Consider the following 20,037-nt stretch of genomic DNA (forward strand, 5'->3'; position numbering starts at 1 on the left):
TCCTGCCCGACGATGCCGGGGAGTCGGCCGCCGGGATCCGGGAGGCGACGACGGAGACGCTCACGATCATCTGACCGGTGGGGTGTCCGCGGCGGCGGCGAGGCGGGCGAGCTGGCTGCGCAGGTGGGTGAGGCCCTCGTCGTCGAGCGTCTGCCCCCAGGTGGCGGAGCCCTGCCGCAGCACGCCGGCGGCGGCGTGGCACAGGTCCGCGCCGCGGGGCGTGAGGCGGACGACGCTCGCGCGCGCGTCGGCGGGGTCGGCGGCGGTCGTGACGTACCCGCCCGCGACGAGGTCGCGCACGCTCGCGGCGACGGCCTGCCGGGTGGTGCCGGTGCGGCGGGCGAGCTCGGCCATGTGCGTGCCGTCCTCGTCCAGCTGGGCGATCACCGCGGCGTGGGACGGGCGCACGTCGTCGTACCCGCGGGCGTGGAGCTCGACGAGGACGGCGCCGGTGACGGCGCGGGACGCGTGCAGCAGCAGGCGGCCCACGTCGTCGGCGGACGCCTCGGCGAGCGCGCGCAGGGCCTGGCCGACGTCCACGGCGAACCTCCGAGGTCCTGGCGCCGGTGCAGGCGCCGGTAGGCAATGCGGTTGACGATCTAGGCAGTGTGGTTGACGATATGAGCAACCAGGTTGCCCACTGTAGACCCGCCGACGTCAGGAGAGCCCCGTGGACCAGACCCTCACCGGCGCACCGATGCCCGACCTCGCCCTCCAGGCGCCCGACGGCGGCACCGGCACCCTGCACCAGCTGCGCGGCGGGCGGGGCGCGGTCGTGTACTTCCACCGCTCCGCCGGGTGCCCGGTCTGCGCGTCGCACGCCCGCGCGCTCGTCGCGATGCGGGACGCCGGCGAGCTCGGCGACCGGGCGCTCGTGCTGGTCGTGCCCGGCGGCCCCGACGAGGCGGCGGTCGTGGCCCGCCGGCACCCGGGCGCTCCCGCCGTGCGGGCCAGCGGCACCGCGCACGCCGAGGTCGGGCTCGGCACGTTCCTCGCGCTGCAGCACAGCGGGGTCTTCCTCGTCGAGGCCGACGGCACGGTCGCGTACCGGCGCCGCGCGGCCGTCCCTCTGCGCAGCTTCGACGAGGCCGAGCTGCGCGCCGCGCTCCGGGTGGCCGACGGGCGGGCATGAGAGGCCCGTGGCAGGGCCATGAGAGTTGCGTGAGGTGAATCCCTTCATCGTTGTCAGGCGCGGGTGCGCGCCGCCACCCTGAGGCGTCCCACCCCCTCGCGGAAGGTGCACCCGTGCCCGCACAGCCCACCCCGTCACGCGGACGACGCCGTCCGTCGTGGCGCGCCGGCCTCGTCGCGCTCGCGCTGACGGCCGCCGGCCTCGTCGTCCCGACCACAGCTGCGCACGCGGCCGACCTGCCCGCGGCCGGCGGCACGTACGTGCTGCGCTCGGCGGCGTCGGGCAAGTGCCTCGAGGTCGCGGGCGGCTCGACCGCGTCGGGCGCCCTGCTCACGGCGGCGTCGTGCGCCACGGGAGCGACCCGGCAGCAGTGGCGCCTCGAGGCGCAGGGGACGGCAGTCCGCATGGTCAACGTCGCCACCGGCCGCTGCGTCGACGTCCCCGGTGCCACGAGCACCTCGGGGACGCAGCTGCAGCAGTGGGGCTGCGCCGGGGCGCAGACCAACCAGGCGTGGACGGTGCAGGCGTCCGCAGCGGCGTCCGGCAAGGTACGGCTGACCAGCGTCGGCACGGCGCGGTGCGTGTCCGTCAAGGACGGCTCGACCGCCTCCGGCGCGCCTGTGGTCCAGGAGACGTGCTCCGACGTGGCTCGCATGCAGTGGACGCCGACGACCGTCGTCGCGCCGCCTGCTGCGACGGTGCCGGTCACGGGCGCGGCGGACGGGTTCGCGACGGGCACGACGGGTGGTGCCGCCGGTGCCACCGTCACGGTCAGCACGCTCGCCGACCTGAAGAAGTACGCGGCCGCCACCGAGCCCTACGTCATCCAGGTCTCGGGCACGATCACCGTGGCACCTTTCGGCGACATGATCAGCGTCGGGTCGAACAAGACCATCGTGGGGCTGGGGACGACGGGCACGATCGCCAACGGCGGCCTGCGGGCGGTCAACCAGAAGAACATCATCATCCGCAACCTCACCATCCGTGACACGCGGATGACGGACGACGACCCCGACGACAAGACGTACGACTACGACGGCATCCGGCTCGACACGGTGACGAACGCCTGGATCGACCACAACCGCATCGTGCGGATGAACGACGGTCTGGTCGACCTGCGCAAGGACACGACGAACGTCACCCTCTCCTGGAACGAGATCGGCGAGGGGAACAAGGCGATCGGGATCGGGTGGACGACCAACGTCACCGCGCGGATCACCATGCACCACAACTGGATCCACGACACGAACCAGCGCAACCCCAGCATGGACAACGCGCAGTACGCCCACCTGTACAACAACTGGCTGCAGAACATCACCTCGTACGGCAACCTCTCGCGCGGCGGCACGAAGATGCTGCTCGAGAACAGCTACTTCCAGAACGTGAAGAACCCCTACTACCCGACCGACAGCGCCACGCTCGTGCAGCGCGGTTCGGTGGTCACGGGCTCGTCCGGCCGGCAGGAGACCCGAGGCACCGCGTTCGAGGCGTCGACGTTCTACCCGTACACCCTCGACAAGGCCTCCGACCTGCCCGCCCTGCTGCGCGCGAAGACCGGCCCGCAGGGCTCGACCGTCGGCACGGGCCAGAAGGCCACGGTCGCCGCCGACGGCACGGGCACGTACACGACGGTCCAGGCGGCGATCGACGCGGCGCCGTCGAACAGCTCGACGCGGACGGTCATCACGGTCGCGCCCGGCACGTATCGCGGGGTCGTCACGGTGCCCAGCACGAAGACGAACATCACGCTGCGCGGCCTCGGTGCCTCCCCGGCCGACGTGCGGATCGCCTACGGCAACTCCGCCGCCACGCACGGCACGTTCAACAGTGCGACGGCGTTCCTCGACGGCAAGGGCGTCGAGGTCGAGAACCTCACCATCGCCAACGACTTCGACGAGACGACGACCGCGGACGGTCACCAGGCCGTGGCGCTGCACCTCAAGGCCGACCGGGCCGTGCTGCGCAACGTGCGGCTGCTGGGCGACCAGGACACGCTGCTGGTCAACGAGACGGCCCGTGCCTACGTGGTGGACTCCTACGTCGAGGGCACCGTGGACTTCATCTTCGGCGGCGGCGTCGCGGTGCTCCACCGGACGACCGTGAACTCCAAGCGCTCCACGGGCGGCCCGATCACGGCGGCGTCGACGCCTGCCACCCGTCAGTACGGCTTCCTCTTCTACCAGTCGACGATCACCGGTTCGGCGACCAACGCCTCGACGCTCGGGCGTCCGTGGCGCCCCGACGGGCAGGTGCTGTTCCGGGAGTCCACGCTCGGCGGGACCGTCCGCACGTCGCAGCCGTGGACCGACATGTCGGGCAACACGTGGCAGAAGGCGCGCTTCGCCGAGTACAAGAACACCGGCCCGGGCGCCGGCACGGGCACCAACCGCCCGCAGCTCGCGGCCGCCGACGCCGCGCGGTACACGCCGCAGGCGTACCTGGCCGGCAGCGACGGCTGGAACCCGGTGGGCTGACCGCGGCCGACCGCTGCGCCCGGCACCGCTCGGTGCCACCCGTGACGACGCCGCCGGTGACCTCGGCACCGGCGGCGTCGTCATGCCAGCTCGGCGACGGTCCACCACGCGTCGGGCGAGCGGGCGTCCACCAGGTGCGGTGCGAGGCGCCCGGGGTGCCGCACCGGCACGGGGACGAGGCGGCGGGGTCTGGCGGTGCCGAGGGCCCGCCCGGAGCCGTCGTCGACGAGGCGGACCCGGTCGCCCTCGCGCCACGGCCCGCCGCCCTCGACCTCGAGGCGCCAGCTGGGGGGCGCATCGGCGTGCAGGCGGACGCGGCCGCCGGTGCCGGCGACGAGCGCGCGCCCCGTCGCGGCGTGCCGCACGCGGACCGGGCCGCCGTCCGGAGCCGGGTCGACCCGCCAGCGGTCGCCGGCCGTGATCCGGACGTCGAGGACCGCCGCGTCGGGCGTGCCGGGGTCAGTGCGGTGCGGCGACCGGCCGGACCTGATGGTCCCGGCGCGCAGCGCCCGTCCGCTCGTCACGTGCAGCAGGCCCACGGGCCCGTCGACGCGGCGGGTGGGTCGCCGGGACGGGGTCGGCACGGGCGGTGGCGGGTGCGGCGCCCACCGGTGCACGAAGAACCCGCGCCACCGGGCCCCGTTCGACGCCTGCCACCCGTGCGGGGTCTCGTCCAGCTCGACCTCGTGGCCGGGGGAGTTGCTGTCGGCGAGGAGCAGCACGGTGCGCCCGTGGCGGCGCAGGTGGCCGTAGGCGACGACCTGGTGGTTGTCGCCGGCCCGTACGGGGCTGCGGGCGGTGACGAGGCCGAGGACGACGGGTCGGCCGGCGTCGAGCATCTCGACGGCGCGGTCGAGCTCGTGCCGGGTCCGCCGCCGGACGCCGGCGACCGGGCCGAGGTCCGCGTCGGGCAGCGCCGACCAGGTGAGGAACCGCACGGCCGACGGCGTGGCGAAGGAGTCGAGCTGGCGGGTCAGCACCGCGTCGGCGAGCAGGTGGCCGTCGGGCGGGACGTGCGCGGGGGCGAAGAGCCGCGCGTCCCAGCGGGGGACGGGCAGGTCGGCGGTGCGGTGGTCGAGCACGACGGCGCTGATGCCGCCGCAGCGCCCGGCGGTGCGGACGGCGCGGTCGCCGGGCAGGTCGAGGACCGTGTTGCTGAACCGGTTGGCGAACCCGAGGTCGGCGGACCGCGGGTCGAGCAGCCGGCGTGCGGTCCCGTCGCCCATCGCGCACCCCCTCCCGACACCTTTCCACCGGCGGGTGACCACCGCACCCGGGCGTGCGCCGGTTCGACGGCGAGCGTTTTCCCGAATCTCTCGACGCGGGCGACGTGCGTCCGGTAGGAATGTCGGAGCCGCACGGTCCCACCGTCATGAATCGATTCACACGCTGGTTCGGGGACGGGGCCGCCGGTGCGCCCCGTGGCGCGTACGCCTCAACGACGAGACGACGAAGGTGACCATGAGCCGATCCCACCCGGCCGCCCGTGCGGCCCTGCGCGCACCCGCCCCCGCGGCGGTGCTCGCCCTGCTCGTCGCCGGACTGGCCCCCGCGGCCGCCGCCGACGAGCCCACCACCTGGAGCTACGACCTCGGGACCGCCACCAGCGCGGTCGCCGACGGTCACACCCAGGTCACCGAGGGCACCCGCTACGACGCGGCCACCGGCTTCGGCCTGCAGCCCGCCGACGGCGTCACCCTCGCCTCGCGCGACCGCGGCGGCGACGACGCCCGGGGCAAGGACTTCGTGCTCGGCACCGGGTTCGCGTTCCTCCTCGACGTGCCCGACGGCACGTACGACGTGACCGTGTGGTCGGGCGACACGCTCGCCGGCACGAGCAGCACCCGCACCAACGTCACGCTGGAGGGCGCGGCCGCCGGCAGCCTCCTCACCCGGCAGGCCGTCGTCACCGACACGTGGCGCACGACCGTCGCCGACGGCCAGCTCACCGTCGGCTTCACCGGCTCCGGCGTCGGCGCGTACGTCAACGCCCTCGTCGTCACCGCCGTCGCACCCGACCCGGACGAGGAGCCCACGCCCGACCCGACCGCCGAGCCGACCGCGGAACCCACGGCCGAGCCCACCGCGGAACCCACGGCGGAGCCCACCATCGAGCCCGAGCCCGTCGGCTCCCTGCCCGCCCCGCAGTCCGTGCGCATGGCGCGCGTCGTGCCCGGTGCCGTCTCGCTGCGCTGGAACGAGGTCGCCGGCGCCACCGGCTACGTCGTCGAGCGCGCCGACGCCGTCGACGGCGACTGGGAGCAGGTCGCCCGCCTCACGGGCCGCGACGTGTTCACCACCGACGCGGACGTCGACACGACCGTGCCGCACTTCTACCGCGTGCGCACCACGGCCGCCGACGGCGACTCCGCCCCGTCGGCCCCGACCGTGAGCAGCCTCGCCGGCGAGGGCACCGCACCCACGCTGCCCGACAGCGGCGTGCTGACCTTCGACCTCGGGTCCGGCGCGCTCGCACCCGGGGCGCTGCGCCTCGACGCGACCAGCGCCTACGACGCCGAGCACCGCTACGGCTTCGTCGACGTCGACCAGGTCACCGCCACCGACCGGGGCGGTGACGACGCCGTGCGCTCCGACTTCGTCACCGTCGGCGACACCGAGCTCGTCGTCGACCTGCCGAACGGCGACTACACCGTCGGCCTCATCGCGGGCGACGCCGCCGAGGGCACCGACATCTCGCTGACCGCCGAGCAGATGGTCAAGGTGCAGCAGACCGCGCGCACCGCGGGCCAGTACCTGGAGATGCAGCTCGAGATCGCGCTCGTCGACGGCCAGCTCAACCTCGAGCTCGGCGGCACCGCGCCCAAGCTCAACCAGCTGGTCATCACGAAGAAGTCCGACCGCGGCGCGGGCGCCGAGCCGACCGTGTGGATCACGGGCGACTCCACCGTGCAGAGCTACACGGCCGACTACGTGCCGCAGGCCGGCTGGGGCCAGATGCTCGAGCGGTTCCTCAGCGACGACGTCACGGTCGAGAACAAGGCCATCGGCGGTCGGTCGTCGAAGAACTTCATCAGCCAGGGACGCCTCGACGAGGTGCTGCGGCAGATCCGGCCCGGCGACTACCTGTTCGTGCAGTTCGGCCACAACGACAACTCCTACGGCGTGGACGACCGGTACGCGGCCCCCGCGGACTACCGCAACTACCTGCGCACGTTCGTCGAGGGCGCCACGCAGCGCGGTGCCACGCCGGTGCTGGTGACGCCCGTCTCGCGGCGGTCGTTCGACGCCACGACGGGGAAGTTCAACGTCTCGTTCCCGGACTACGTGCAGCAGGCGAGCGCGCTCGCGGCCGAGACCGGCACGCCGCTGGTCGACCTGTCGGCGTCCAGCCGGGCCTACCTCGACGAGATCGGCCCGGAGGCGGCGAAGAGCGTCTTCCTGCACGTGCCGGCCGGGGTGTACGCCAACCGTCCGAACGGCACGGTCGACGACACGCACTTCCAGGAGTACGGCGCGATCCAGCTCGCCCGCCTCGTCGCCACGGACGTGCGCGGGCTCGACGTGCCGCTCGCGGACGAGGTGATCGACGTCGAGCCGCCGGCCGACGTGCCGGCCCGCCCGACGGACCTGGTGGCCGGCAGCGTCTCCAACGCCGGTGCGCAGCTGACGTGGGCACCGGTCGACGGCGCCGACGTCTACAAGGTGTTCCGCAAGGACGCCTCCGCCGGTGACGACGCCTGGGCGCTCGTCACGACGTCGACGATCCCGCAGGCCGCCGTCACGGGCCTGACGGAGGGCGCGTCGTACGACCTGCGCGTCGTGGCGGTGAACGGGCGCGGCGACTCCGAGCCGTCCGAGGCCGTGCGGGTCACGACCCGGGCCGCGCTGTTCCGGTTCGACGTGCAGATCGCCGGGGCGCCGGTGATGCCCGGGTACACGGAGGTCAACCAGAACAGCCGGTACACGCCCGAGCAGGGGTGGGGCTGGCTCGACCCGACGGGTCTGGGCGGCCGCGACCGTGGCGTGAACTTCACGACCCCGCCGAACGCCCTGCAGCGCGACTTCCTGCTGCCGGGGCCGTCCCACCAGTTCGTCGTCGACGTCCCGCCGGGCACGTACGCCGTGAAGACGTACAACGGCGACTGGATCGGCACCAGCCGGTCCAACGTGCAGATCGAGGGCAAGGACTACGGCGCCTCGAACGCCGGGGCGGGCGGGGTCTCGGAGAAGGTCAGCCAGCCCGTGCCGGTCACGGACGGGCAGCTCACGCTCGTCATGACGGGCTCGTCGTCGCGGCTCAACGGCATCGAGATCACGCCGCTGCTGCTCGCGCCGACGGACCTGACGCTCGCGGACGTGCGGATCGACGGCGCCGACGTCGAGGTCGAGCTCGCGTGGACGGGCACGGACGACGCCGCGGGCTACCGGGTGTACCGGCAGGCCGCGGGCCAGGACGCGCCGGTCGCGCTCGACGACGTCGACGGCACGTCGTACGTCGACACCACCGCCGACGTCGGCCTGACGTACGCGTACCACGTGGTCGCGCTCGACCCGTCGGGGGTGGAGTCCGTGCCCACGGACGCGCTCGAGGTCGTCACGGCCGACGCCGACGTCCCGGTGACCGACGCGCCCACGGGCGTCGAGGTCGTCGCGACGGAGAAGAACCTCGTCGAGCTCGCGTGGCAGCCTGTCGACGGCGCGCTGTTCTACCACGTGTACCGCAGCGAGACCCTCGGCGGCCCGTACGTGCTGGTCGGCCGGGCACCCGACGCCGGGTACGCCGACACCGACGTGCTGACCACCATCGCGTACCACTACCAGGTGGCCGCGGTGAACGCGGGCGGGGTGTCCGCCCGGTCGGCGACCACGTCGTCCGAGGCGGTCACGACCCTGGTCCGCCAGGCCGAGCGCCTCGACCGGTCGCCGGTCGCGGTGGCCACCGACGGCGGGGTGTACGTGGGCTGGCGCCTGCTGGGCCTGGACCCCGACACGATCGCGTTCCACGTGTACCGCGACGGCGAGCGGATCACCGACGAGCCCGTCACGGGCTCGACCAACGTGCTCGACGCCGACGGCACCGCGGACGCGACCTACCGCATCAGCTCGGTGGTGTCCGGGATCGAGCGCTGGGTCACCGGCGACGTCGAGGTCTGGGACACCCAGCACCTGGACGTGCCGCTCGACAAGCCGGCGGACGCCTACACCAAGGACGGCCAGCCCTACACGTACCGGGCCGGTGACGCGAGCGTCGGTGACCTCGACGGCGACGGGCAGTACGAGATCGTCCTCAAGTGGGACCCGTCCAACGCGAAGGACAACTCGCAGGGCGGGTACACCGGCACGGTCTACGTCGACGCGTACGAGCTCGACGGCACGCGGCTGTGGCGCATCGACATGGGCCGCAACATCCGCGCCGGCGCGCACTACACCCAGCTCCAGGTGTACGACCTGGACGGCGACGGCCGCGCCGAGGTCACCATGAAGACCGCGGACGGCACGGTCGACGGCGCGGGCACGGTGATCGGCGACGCGCGCGCCGACCACCGCAACTCCGGCGGCTACGTGCTGACCGGGCCGGAGTACCTCACGGTGTTCGCCGGGTCCACCGGCGCGGCCCTCGACACGGTGGACTACACGCCGCCGCGCGGGGACGTCGGCGCATGGGGCGACACCTACGGCAACCGGGTCGACCGGTTCCTCGCGGGCGTCGCGTACCTCGACGGGGAGCGCCCGTCGGTGGTCTTCTCGCGCGGCTACTACACCCGCACCGTCCTGGCGGCGTACGACTTCGACGGTGACGCGCTGAGCCTGCGGTGGGTGTTCGACTCCGACGAGGTCGGCGACGACTACGCCCACCAGGGCAACCACCAGATGTCGGTGGCGGACGTCGACGGCGACCAGAAGGACGAGATCGTCTTCGGCTCCATGACGGTCGACGACGACGGCGGGCCGCTGTACTCGACCGGGCTCGGGCACGGCGACGCGCTGCACGTGTCCGACCTGGACCCGTCCCGCGACGGGCTGGAGGTGTTCGCGGTCCACGAGGGCCCGGGCGCCAACGGTGGCATCATCGCCTCGTTCCGTGACGCGGCCACCGGGGAGATCCTGTGGAAGGTCGACGGGACGAAGGACACCGGGCGCGGGGCCTCGGCCGACGTCGACCCGCGGTTCCCCGGCGCCGAGGCGTGGAACATCTCCGACGGCGGGGCCTGGAACGCCCGCTCCGGCACGATGACCGCGGCGTCCGGCGAGCACATCGGCGACGCGATCCCGGCGGCGAACTTCGTCACCTGGTGGGACGGCGACCTCCTGCGGGAGATCACCGACCACGCCTGGACCGAGGTGACCCGCACGGGTGTGCCGACGATCTCCAAGTGGGACTGGGAGGCGCAGCAGGAGGTCGAGCTGTACCGGGCCACCGGCACGCTCACGGTCAACGACACCAAGGGCAACCCGTCGCTCCAGGCGGACCTCTTCGGCGACTGGCGCGAGGAGATCGTCACGCGCCTGGACGACTCGTCGGCCCTGCGCATCGCGACGACCGTGGACCTCACCGACCACCGGCTGCGCACGCTGCAGTCCGACCCGGTGTACCGCCTCGGCGTCGCGTGGCAGAACACGTCGTACAACCAGCCGCCGCACACCTCCTACTTCCTCGGCGAGGGCATGGAGGCGCCGGCCGCACCGTCGATCGCCTACACGGGCACCGACCCGGGCCCGGGCGAGCGCGTGCCCGGCCCGGCCACCGCGGCCCCGGGCAGGGCCCAGCTGTCGCACGACAACGGGGACGGCGACGGCAGCTACGACGTCGCGGTGAACCTCTGGTGGGGCCAGAACGCCCAGCGGGTGGTGCTGCTGGAGAACGGTGAGGAGGTCGCGGCGCAGGACGTCGTGGACGCCACGCCGAACGCCCAGCAGGTCACGTTCGGCATCGACGGCCGCCGCGACGGCAGGTACGTCTACACGGCGGTGCTGACCAACCAGCACGGGTCGACGACGACGCGCGAGCTCACGGTCGCGGTCACGAAGGCGGCCCCGGGCACCCCGTCGCTGTCCCACGACAACTGGGACGGTGACGGCGACTACACGGTGACGATGAACATGTGGTGGGGCACCAACGCCACCGCGTACCGCCTCTACGAGGACGGTGAGCTCGTCGACACCCAGGCCCTGGAGCCGGACGGCCGCAACGCCCAGCGGGCGACGACCCCGCTGGAGGGCCGCACCCCCGGTGTGCACGTGTACCGCGCCGAGCTGGAGAACGCGGCCGGCACCACGTCGAGCCGGGAGATCCGCGTGACGGTCCGCTGACCGCACCCCCACGACGAGGCCCAGGGGCACCACCCCTGGGCCTCGTCACGTCCGGCCGGTCGGGAGCGCTCTGCGATCACCGTGGGCCGAGGAACGGTCGCAGGTGTTCGACGAAGATCGGTGCACCTGCTGCGGTGATCCTGTCGGCCAGCTCGTGGACCGTCATCGGAGGACTCTTCCTGCCGGTGGCGGCACGGGTGAACGACTCGATGGTCGCATCGCGGTGCCGCTGGAGCAGATCGACGAGGAACTCGTCCGACGTCATGACCGCGACCTCCGCTGCGAGCACAGGCGCCGTCCGGAGGTGCTTCATGTTGCGCGTGAGCAGCACGTCGACGTCGCCGTAGATCGCGGCTGCGGCATGCACGCGGTCGTCGGGGTCGGGGGAGAGGGCAGAGGTGACCTTGTTGCGGTAGAGGGTGGGGTCGATGCGGTAACGCCCGAAATGCCGCCGCACGGCGGCACCGACCGATGCAGCCGACTCGGCGGACCGGTGCCCTTCGCGGACGATGACCCTCTCCCACTCGTCGAGCACCTCGTCGGTCCACACCCAGGTGTACAGAAGGTCTTCGGACAAAGTGAGCAGCACGTCCATGATCGTGAACGGGAAGAGCTCGCTGGTGTCGATGAAGACCCGCCTCAGGCGGGTCACCGGTCTACTCGCCGAGGGCCGCGCGCACGGCCTCCGCGCCGGACCGACGCTGCTCACGCTCGGCGGCAAGGTCCACGGCATCCTGCACCCGGATGCGGCGATGGCGGCTGCCTGGCAGGCGGCGGAACGGGAGGACGCCGTCCTCGCAGAGCCGGTCGACGAACTGCCGCGTGACCCCGAGGATCTCCGCAGCCTCGGCAGGGGTCACCTCGTCCTCGGCTCGCAGCACCACGACCCGCGCACCGTGGGCGACGTCGTCAAGCATCGCGCGCACGGCGGCCTCGACGGGTGTGTCACCCACGATCCGGTCAGCCAGCGTCTTGGCGCCTGATCGGACCGCGGGGTCGACGGGGTCGAGAGTCGTAGAGAGCAGGTGCGCGGGCATGGTCCCCACGGTACGACCTATGTGCAACAACGACAACCTCGCGCTGCACGCAAGCCCCGGGCGAGCCGCACCGGTCGCCGCGACGAGGAGCGTGTCCCCGGATGTAGGTAACACTCGGTGCGACCTGCATGGACCGCAACCAGGCGGTGAGCCCGCTCAAGGGTCGCGCCCTGTGGCGCGCCCCGTGAACGGGACCTGGCTCGCGGTCCCGAGCCCCGGGGCGCGAGCGGCAGCCCGTTCGGCGGCAGGTCTGCGAGCCTGTCGGGCGGCAGGTCAGGGGTGGGGGAGGGGAGTGGCGTGATCTTTCAGGACGCCTACGAGGCGGCACAGGCGTTCCTCGACGCCACCGTTCGGCTGCACCACACCGAGGAGGTGGTGATCATGGGGTGCGAGCGGCTCCCCGGGGCGTGGGTGTTCGGGTACAACACCCGGCGCTGGGTCGAGACCAGTGACCTCATGGCCTCGCTCGTGGGCAACGGGCCCGTGGTCGTGCCGCTCGACGGGGGTCCGCCGTACCTCGCGGGGTCGGCGACGCCGGTGGGGGACCAGCTGCGGGAGGGGTGACCGCTCCGGCGGTCGGCCGACGACGTGCGAGAGGCCCGGCCGGGTGGCCGGGCCTCTCGTCGTGCGGGGTCGTGCAGGGTGCGGTGCGGGTCAGCCGATGGCGGACTCGACCTCGGAGACGAACTGCTCCGCCGCCTGCTGCGGGGTGAGGCGCTCGAAGAGCACCTCGGTGGTCATGCGGGCGATGATCTCGGCGACCGAGCCGGCGCCGACGGGCGGGACGGCGGGGCCGTCGACGATCTCGTCCTCGAGGTCGGTGAGGAACTCGGCGGCCTTCTTGTCGGTGTCCGCGAACTTGTCCTGCACGGCGGCGCGGACCTCGGTGTTGGCGGGCAGGCCGCGGTCGGAGAGCAGGATCTCGCCCGCCGCCGGGTCGTTGACGAGGAAGTCGACGAGCAGGGCCGCGGCCTCGGGGTGCTCGGACTGCTCCGAGACGGAGTAGTACATGGCCGGCTTGAAGTACATGCCGGTGCGGTCGAACTCGGACTCGCCGGGCACGCGCAGCAGCTCCAGGTCGCGGCCCGAGGCGCTGGTGATGGCGGTCAGCTGGTTGGACCAGAACCACGCCATCGCGCCCTTGTTGGTGCCGATGAGCGACTGCTCGGGGCCTGCGGCGTTGACCTCGACCGTGGTCGCGGCGTCGGGGGTGCCGCCGCCGGCCTGCAGGTCGAGGGAGTGCTGCCACCACTCCGCGAGGGTCGCGGTGTCGAAGCCGAGCTCGCCGTCGGCGGTGTACAGGGACTGGCCCTGCTGGCGGGCGAAGATCGAGAACCCGGGCTCGTTGAAGCCGTAGTCCTGGGCGCCGCGGATGGCCCCGCCGCTGTTGGTGGAGATCTGGTTGGCGATGTCGACGTAGTCCTGCCACGTCCACGTCGTGTCGTCGGGCATCTCGACGCCCGCGTCGGCGAACGCCTGCGGGTCGGCGACGACGGCGTACACGTTGACGCCGGTGGCCAGGCCGTACAGGCCGCCGTCGAGGGTGCCGGAGGTGAGGATGTTCTCGTCGATCAGCGACGTGTCGATGTCGAGCTCGGACAGGTCGGCCAGCACGCCGCGCGACGCGTAGTCGGCGAGGTACCGCTCCTCCTGGGTGATGACGTCGGGGGCGTCACCGCCGGCCACCGAGACGGACAGCTTGTCGAAGTAGCTGTCCCAGTCGGTGTAGTCGGGCACGACCGTGATGTTGGGGTGCTTGGCCTCGAACGCGTCGATGACCTCCTGCGTGAGCTCGTGACGGGTGTCCGAGCCCCACCAGGACCAGCGGATCTCGACGGGGGCGTCCGGGTCGACCGGCTCGTCGGACCCGCCGCTGCTGCCGGAGCAGGCGGTCAGGGCCAGGGCGCCCGCCGCGAGGAGCGCCGCGGCGCGCAGCGGTGCCGTGGAGCGCGTACGGGGGTGAGGGGTGCGCATGTCTCTCCTTGGGGTGATCAGGACGACGTTGTCTTCTCACGTGCAGAAGGTGGAACAAGTGCTCGGTCGTGCGGGTCGTGACGAGGCGGTCGACCAGATGTCCGCGGCCGCCTTGTGCTCGCCACCGGTCGTGTGGAGCGGGGCCCCGCTCAGCCGCTCTTCTCGATGTAGGCGCTCCGGTAGAAGCCGCCCGTCTTTCCGCTGAAGCAGGACGTGGCCGACGGGCTGCCGATCGGCTTCCACGCCCCGTAGACCTTGTAGTCCGGGGTGTCGTAGATCCGGCCCTGGTTGCAGACGAGGACGATCCTGTGAGTCCCCGTTCCCGCCGTGCAGAGCGACACCCTTCCGTCAGCCGGACTCGTCTGGTGGGCGAGGATGGAGCACCCCTGCGGCCAGGCGCTCGCGGCGGTCGAGGTCGCGACGACCGTGGCCCCTGCGCCGAGGCAGGTCGCCACGGCGACCAGGGCCGCGGTGAGTCTCTTTCGAATCATCTTCGTGTCCAATTCATCTGGGTGGTGGTGTTTCCAGGGTGTTCGGAGGTGGCCTCTGCCCGTGACCGGCGGTGCGTGGTGGTGGCCGGCGGCGCTACTTGATTCCCGTCGTGGCAATGCCCTTGACCAGGTACTTCTGTCCGAACAAGAAGGCCAGGAAGATGGGAAGGACGGAGACGATAGACATGGCGAACATCGGACCCCACGCGCTCTGACCCGTGGGATCGATGAACGTGCGCAGGGCGACCGGTGCGGTGTGCATGTCGGGGTTGGTGAGGAAGATCAGCTGGCTGAAGAAGTCGTTCCACGTCCAGATGAAGGTGAAGATCGCCGTCGTCGCCAGGGCGGGCATGGCCAGCGGCAGCATGATCTGCAGGTAGATCCGTGCATGCCCGCAGCCGTCGAGGCGGGCGGCCTCGTCGAGCTCGCGGGGGATGCCGCGGAAGAACTGGACCATGAGGAAGACGAAGAATGCATCCGTGGCCAGGAGCTTCGGGACGATCAGCGGCAAGAACGTGTTGATCCAGCCGAGCTGGGAGAACAGCACGTACTGCGGGACGATGATCACGTGGATGGGGAGCATGATGGACATGAGCATGATGGCGAACCACATGTTGCGCCCCCGGAACTCAAGCCGCGCGAACGCGTAGGCAGCCATCGAGCACGCGACCAGGTTGCCTACCAGCGAGCCGAGCACGATGATCGCCGAGTTCATCATGTAGTGGCCGAACGGGTGCAGGAGTGCGTTCCATCCGGTGGTGTAGTTGCTCAGGTCGATCTCCGTCGGGATGACCGACAGGTTCCGAAAGATCGTGTCACTCGGTTTGAATGAGCTCGCGACCATCCAGATCAGCGGATAGATCATCGCTGCTGCGAGTGCGATCAGGACGATGTGCTTGGCCACGGATCGGGCGCGGGAACGCCACGGCGAGCGATGAGGTGCCCGAGGGGTGTCTGCGACGGGCACGTCGTTGTGGTCGGTCAGCCTGCCGGGGTGGGCGGGGGCGGGGGTGTCTGTGCGCACGCGGACCTCAGTCATCGTAGAAGACCCAGAACTTCGAGGCGAGGAAGTTGATCGCAGTGAGGGCGCCGATGATGAGCACCAGGAGCCAGGCGATCGCGGACGCGTACCCCATGTCGAAGTCGGTGAAGCCCTTCTGGTAGAGGTACAGCGTGATGAACATCGTGGAGTCCGCTGGTCCGCCGGTACCGCCGGAGACCACGAACGCCTGAGTGAAGGACTGGAACGCGCCGATCACCTGGAGGACGAGGTTGAAGAAGACGATCGGAGTCAGGAGGGGCAGGGTGATGTGCAGGAACTGTCGCACCTTTCCTGCGCCGTCGATCGATGCCGCCTCGTAGTACATCTCGGGGATCTGTCGGAGCCCGGCGAGGAAGATGATCATGGGAGATCCGAAAGTCCACACGTGCAGCAGCACGATCGTCCACAGGGCGGTGTCCGGGTCGGAGACCCAGCCTCTCCCTGGATGGTTGACAAGTGCGAGGAAGCCATTGACGAGGCCCTCGACGCCGAAGATCTGGCGCCACAGGATCGCGATCGCGACCGATCCGCCGAGCAGCGAGGGCAGGTAGAAGACTGAGCGGTAGAACGCGAGGCCGCGCATCCCTCTGTCGAGGATCATGGCGAGCGCGAGCGCGAGCATGAGCTGGAGCGGCACTCCGGTGAACACATAGGTGAACGTGACGCGCAGGGCGTTGTGGAGGCGGGAGTCCTCTGCGAGCCGCGCAAAGTTGTCGAGGCCCACCCACTCGGGGGGCGCCAACAGGCTGTAGTCGGTAAAGGCCAGATACCCCGACGCGATCATCGGGCCGATGGTCACGAGGAAGAGCCCGGCGAACCACGGCAGGAGGAACACGGCGGCCGCACGCCCGTCTCCGCGACGCAGCGGAGTGCGTGCAGCGGGCCGTTTGGGCCCGGAGCCTGCTGCGCGGCGCAGCTCGGAGACCACGGACATCGTCGATCACCTCTTCGTGCTCGGCGTGCCCCGCGCGTCGTCGCACGGGGCTGCACGGGAACTGGACAAGAAACCGGTTCCCGCCGGGTGACGCTAGCACGTGCAGGGGTCCGTGGGAACCGGTTTCTGATGGTGTACTGTCCCCAGCGGAGCGGGACGGGCGCCGGCACGACGACGTGCGGCCTGAAGGCCCGCCGGACCACGCAGGAGGCACGCAGGTTGTCCCACCAACGGCCCCAGCACCCCGGAACCGCGGCGCTCGACGCTGCGCTCGCGGCCCCTGCCGGCACCACCCCGGACGCCGGCACCACGACCGCGCTGCGCCCCGCGCCCGCCGACCGCCCCGCGCCCGCCGGCCGCCCGGCGCCTGCCGAGCGGCCCGAGCGCACGCGCCCACGACGCACCACGGCCACGATCGCCGAGGTCGCCGACGCCGCCGGCGTCTCGCGCGCCACCGTCTCGCGCGTCATGAACGGGCGCGACACCGTCGACGCCGACCTCGCCGCCCGCGTCCGCGAGGCCGCGGACCGCCTGGCGTACCGGCCCAGCAACGTCGCCCGCAGCCTGTCGCTCGGCCGCACGGAGACCGTCGCCGTGGTCGTCCCCGACCTCGCCAACCCCATGTTCCAGCAGGTGCTGCGCGGCGTCGCCGCCGCCGCCGGCGACGCGGGGTACCGCGTGCTCGTGGCCGACACCGCCGAGCACGTCGACGACGAGCAGACCGTCGTGCTCGACGCGCGCCTGCGCTGCGACGCGATCGTGCTGGTCAGCCCCCGCATGCCCGAGCGCGCCCTGCGCGCCCTGCTGCCGCAGCTGCGGCCCGCCGTGCTCGTCAACCGGGCCCCCGACGGCGGCACGCCGACCCTCGAGATCGACTACGCCGACGGTGTCGCGCAGATCGTCGACCACCTCGTCGGCCTCGGGCACCGGCACCTGCTCTACCTGGCCGGTCCGCCCGAGAGCGCGTCGCACCGGCGCCGGCTCGAGGCGCTGCGCGTCGCGGCCGCGCACCGCGAGGGCGTGCGGCTGTCGGAGATGCCCGCCGGCGCCAGCGTCGACGCGGGGTACGCCGCCGCGGCCGACGTGCTCGCGTCCCGGGCCACGGCCGTCGTCGCCTACAACGACCTCGTCGCGTTCGGACTGCTCGCCCGCCTCAACGAGCTCGGCGTCGCCGTGCCCGGCGACGTGTCGATCGTCGGGTTCGACGACATCGAGCTCGCGCGGTTCGCGACGCCGTCGCTGACGACCGCCGCCGTGCCGCAGGTCGACCTCGGCCGGCTCGCCTGGGCGCACCTGCAGCCCGGCCTCACCGGAGGTGACCCGATGCCCGACCCCGCCCCCATCGCCCCGACGCTCGCCGTCCGCGCCAGCTCCGGGCCCGTGCCGCCGTCGGTGCGGCTCGCGCGGGACACCGCCGGGGCGGCGCCCGCGGACGTCGTCCCGCTGGTCGACGTGCGGTGGGTGCTCGACGCGGCCGACGGCGACGGCGTCCCCGCCGCCGCGCTGGTCGGCCGCACCGCCGACGAGGACGCCGCCCCGGGCGTGCCGCTCGTGCGGTACGCCACCGGCGCCGACCTGCCGCCCGTGCACTCCCCGCGCCCGTACCTGCACCCCGTGCACACCGCCGCGGGCACCGCCGTCACCGACCTCAGCCCCGTGGACCACCGGCACCACTACGGCATGTCGTTCGCCGTGCCCGTGGTCAACGGCACCTCCTACTGGGGCGGGCGCACGTTCCTGCGCGACGAGGGCCCGACGCTGCTGCCCAACCACGGCCGTCAGGTCCCGCGCTCGCGCCGCGCCGACGCCGGCAGCCTCACCGAGCAGATCGCGTGGCTCGACGAGCGCGGCGCGGACCTCCTGCGCGAGGAGCGCACGCTCGACGCCGCCGCCTGGACCGACGCCGCGGCGTGGGTGCTGCGGTGGAGCTCGACGCTGCACGCGGAGCACGGCGACCTGCGCGTCGAGAGCCCCGCCACCAACGGCCGCCCGCAGGCGGGGTACGGGGGCCTGTTCTGGCGGCTGGCCGCCGCGGACACCACCGCCGTGCTCGGCGACGGGCTCGCCGGGGAGGCCGCCGTGCACGGCAGCACCTCGTCGTGGCTGGCGTTCGTGCAGCGCCGCGGCCTGGCGTCGACCACCCTGGTGCTCGTGCAGCCGCCCGCGCAGGTGCGCCCCTGGTTCGTGCGCGTCGCCGAGTACCCCGGCGCCGGGCCCGCGCTCGCGTGGGACGCACCCGCGCTCGTCCCGGCCGGCGGCACCCTGGCCGCCGGGCTCGCCGCGGTGCTCGTCGACCGGGCGCTCGACGCCGACGAGGCCGCGACGCTCGCGGCCCGGGCCTGGGAGGCGTGAGGGCGATGGGCGCGCCGGGCACCGTGCGCACCACCGCCGACCGGCACGGCCCGGCCACCGTCGCGGTGGTCGGCGTGCACGGCCACGGGGCCTCCCACCTGCGGACCGTGCGGGCGCTGGCCGCCACGGGGCACGCGCGCCTCGCGGCCGTCGTCGACCCCCGGCCCGTCGAGGGCACCGCGCTGACCCGTCCCGACGGCCCCGTGGGCCCCGGCACCGGCCCGGTCGCCCCGCTGGTCCCGCCGGGCACCGCGTGGTTCCCGGACCTCGACGCCCTGCTCGGCGCCGCGCGGCCCGACGTCGTCGTGCTCGCCACCCCCATCCACACGCACCTCGCCCTCGCGTCGGCCGCGCTGCGGGCCGGGTGCGACGTGCTGCTGGAGAAGCCGACCGTGGCGACCCTCGACGAGCACGAGCAGCTCGTCGACGTCGTGCGCGCGACCGGTCGCCGCTGCCAGGTCGGTTTCCAGACGTTCGGCTCCGGCGCCGTCACGGAGCTCGCGCACCTCGTCGCGTCCGGCGAGCTGGGCGAGGTCACCACCGTCGGTGCCGTGGGCACCTGGGTGCGCACCCGCGCCTACTACGCGCGGGCCGCGTGGGCGGGGCGGCGCACGATGGGCGACGTCCCCGTCGTCGACGGTGTCGTCACCAACCCCCTCGCGCACGCGGTCGCCACCGCGCTGGCCGTGGCCGGCGCGACCCTCGCCGAGCACGTCGCCGACGTGGAGGTGGACCTGCACCACGCCCACGACATCGAGGCCGACGACACGTCCTCGGTGGTGGTGACGACGACGAACGGCCGACGGGTCGCCGCGGGCCTGACCCTGTGCGCGCCGGAGCGCTCGCCCGCCCGCGTCCTGGTGCGCGGCACCGCCGGCGAGGCCGTGCTGCGCTACGAGCACGACGAGCTCGACGTGCGCAGCCCCCGCGGCTCGCGCAGCGTGCGCACGTCCCGGCGCGACCTGCTCGCCGACCTGCTCGACGCCCGCCGCGACCCGCACGCGCGGCTGCGCTGCGACGTCGCGTCGACCGGCGCGTTCATGCGGGTCCTCGAGGCTGTCCGCACCGCACCCGACCCCACGCCCGTCCGGCCCGAGCAGGTCCGCTGGGCGGGGGAGGGCGCCGACGCGCACCCCGTCGTCGCCGACGTCGAGGCCTGGTGCGCGCGCGTCGCGGACGAGGGCGCCACGTTCCGCACCCTGGGGGCGCCATGGGTGGCGCCCCTCCCGACGGCCGCGGCCGAGCCCGACCGGGCCGCCGTCGGCTGACCCGGGCCGGCCGTGTCTCCCGCGGCCCGCCCCCGACGGGTGCCCGCACGCCGGCGGGCAC

General features: G+C 73.0%; 14 protein-coding genes. 6 read left to right on the plus strand and 8 right to left on the minus strand.

Annotated elements, in window-relative coordinates:
* Positions 1-66: 66 nt before the first annotated feature.
* Positions 67-540: a MarR family winged helix-turn-helix transcriptional regulator gene (locus tag FBY24_RS09775; protein ID WP_142160170.1), complete on the minus strand. Its 474-nt coding sequence runs from the start codon at positions 538-540 to the stop codon at positions 67-69.
* Positions 541-670: 130 nt separating this feature from the next.
* Between FBY24_RS09775 and FBY24_RS09780 the strand changes: the two genes are divergently transcribed.
* The gene (locus FBY24_RS09780; RefSeq protein WP_142160172.1) at positions 671-1,132 is read left to right on the plus strand and encodes a redoxin domain-containing protein; all 462 of its coding nucleotides are present in this window, start codon (positions 671-673) and stop codon (positions 1,130-1,132) included.
* Between the two features lie 113 nt (positions 1,133-1,245).
* Positions 1,246-3,606, plus strand: coding sequence for a pectinesterase family protein (locus FBY24_RS09785; RefSeq protein ID WP_142160174.1), 2,361 nt, complete (start codon positions 1,246-1,248; stop codon positions 3,604-3,606).
* An 80-nt stretch (positions 3,607-3,686) separates the two neighbouring features.
* Here the strand turns inward: FBY24_RS09785 and FBY24_RS09790 are convergent, their stop codons facing one another.
* Positions 3,687-4,832 carry a hypothetical protein gene (locus FBY24_RS09790; protein WP_142160176.1) on the minus strand — a complete coding sequence of 382 codons (1,146 nt, stop codon included), beginning with the start codon at positions 4,830-4,832 and terminating at the stop codon, positions 3,687-3,689.
* A 235-nt stretch (positions 4,833-5,067) separates the two neighbouring features.
* Between FBY24_RS09790 and FBY24_RS19670 the strand changes: the two genes are divergently transcribed.
* Entirely contained in the window at positions 5,068-10,878 is a 5,811-nt protein-coding gene (locus tag FBY24_RS19670) for a fibronectin type III domain-containing protein (protein WP_304515641.1), read from the plus strand.
* A 76-nt stretch (positions 10,879-10,954) separates the two neighbouring features.
* Here the strand turns inward: FBY24_RS19670 and FBY24_RS09800 are convergent, their stop codons facing one another.
* Both FBY24_RS09800 and FBY24_RS19770 read right to left on the minus strand, forming a co-directional pair.
* Entirely contained in the window at positions 10,955-11,473 is a 519-nt protein-coding gene (locus tag FBY24_RS09800) for a PIN domain-containing protein (RefSeq protein ID WP_255432322.1), read from the minus strand.
* A gap of 61 nt (positions 11,474-11,534) precedes the next feature.
* Positions 11,535-11,915: a helix-turn-helix domain-containing protein gene (locus FBY24_RS19770; protein WP_142160180.1), complete on the minus strand. Its 381-nt coding sequence runs from the start codon at positions 11,913-11,915 to the stop codon at positions 11,535-11,537.
* A gap of 297 nt (positions 11,916-12,212) precedes the next feature.
* Here FBY24_RS19770 and FBY24_RS09810 point away from each other — a divergent pair, with 297 nt between their 5' ends.
* Entirely contained in the window at positions 12,213-12,479 is a 267-nt protein-coding gene (locus FBY24_RS09810; RefSeq protein WP_160158480.1) for a YrhB domain-containing protein, read from the plus strand.
* 90 nt (positions 12,480-12,569) lie between these two features.
* Here the strand turns inward: FBY24_RS09810 and FBY24_RS09815 are convergent, their stop codons facing one another.
* The 4 genes from FBY24_RS09815 to FBY24_RS09830 all read right to left on the minus strand — a co-directional run bounded on the left by FBY24_RS09815 (position 12,570) and on the right by FBY24_RS09830 (position 16,356).
* Entirely contained in the window at positions 12,570-13,889 is a 1,320-nt protein-coding gene (locus FBY24_RS09815; protein WP_142160184.1) for an ABC transporter substrate-binding protein, read from the minus strand.
* A 149-nt stretch (positions 13,890-14,038) separates the two neighbouring features.
* Positions 14,039-14,380, minus strand: a complete 342-nt coding sequence (locus FBY24_RS09820; RefSeq protein ID WP_142160186.1) for a hypothetical protein — start codon at positions 14,378-14,380, stop codon at positions 14,039-14,041.
* A gap of 94 nt (positions 14,381-14,474) precedes the next feature.
* Complete coding sequence (locus FBY24_RS09825) at positions 14,475-15,404, minus strand: carbohydrate ABC transporter permease (protein ID WP_370510978.1); 930 nt, start codon at positions 15,402-15,404, stop codon at positions 14,475-14,477.
* 7 nt (positions 15,405-15,411) lie between these two features.
* Positions 15,412-16,356 carry a carbohydrate ABC transporter permease gene (locus tag FBY24_RS09830; RefSeq protein ID WP_142160189.1) on the minus strand — a complete coding sequence of 315 codons (945 nt, stop codon included), beginning with the start codon at positions 16,354-16,356 and terminating at the stop codon, positions 15,412-15,414.
* A gap of 219 nt (positions 16,357-16,575) precedes the next feature.
* Here FBY24_RS09830 and FBY24_RS09835 point away from each other — a divergent pair, with 219 nt between their 5' ends.
* Positions 16,576-18,708, plus strand: coding sequence for a DUF6807 family protein (locus FBY24_RS09835; protein ID WP_255432324.1), 2,133 nt, complete (start codon positions 16,576-16,578; stop codon positions 18,706-18,708).
* Between the two features lie 5 nt (positions 18,709-18,713).
* Complete coding sequence (locus FBY24_RS09840; RefSeq protein ID WP_142160193.1) at positions 18,714-19,976, plus strand: Gfo/Idh/MocA family protein; 1,263 nt, start codon at positions 18,714-18,716, stop codon at positions 19,974-19,976.
* Positions 19,977-20,037 lie beyond the last annotated feature (61 nt).

Source organism: Cellulomonas sp. SLBN-39 (genome assembly GCF_006715865.1).
GTDB lineage: Bacteria > Actinomycetota > Actinomycetes > Actinomycetales > Cellulomonadaceae > Cellulomonas.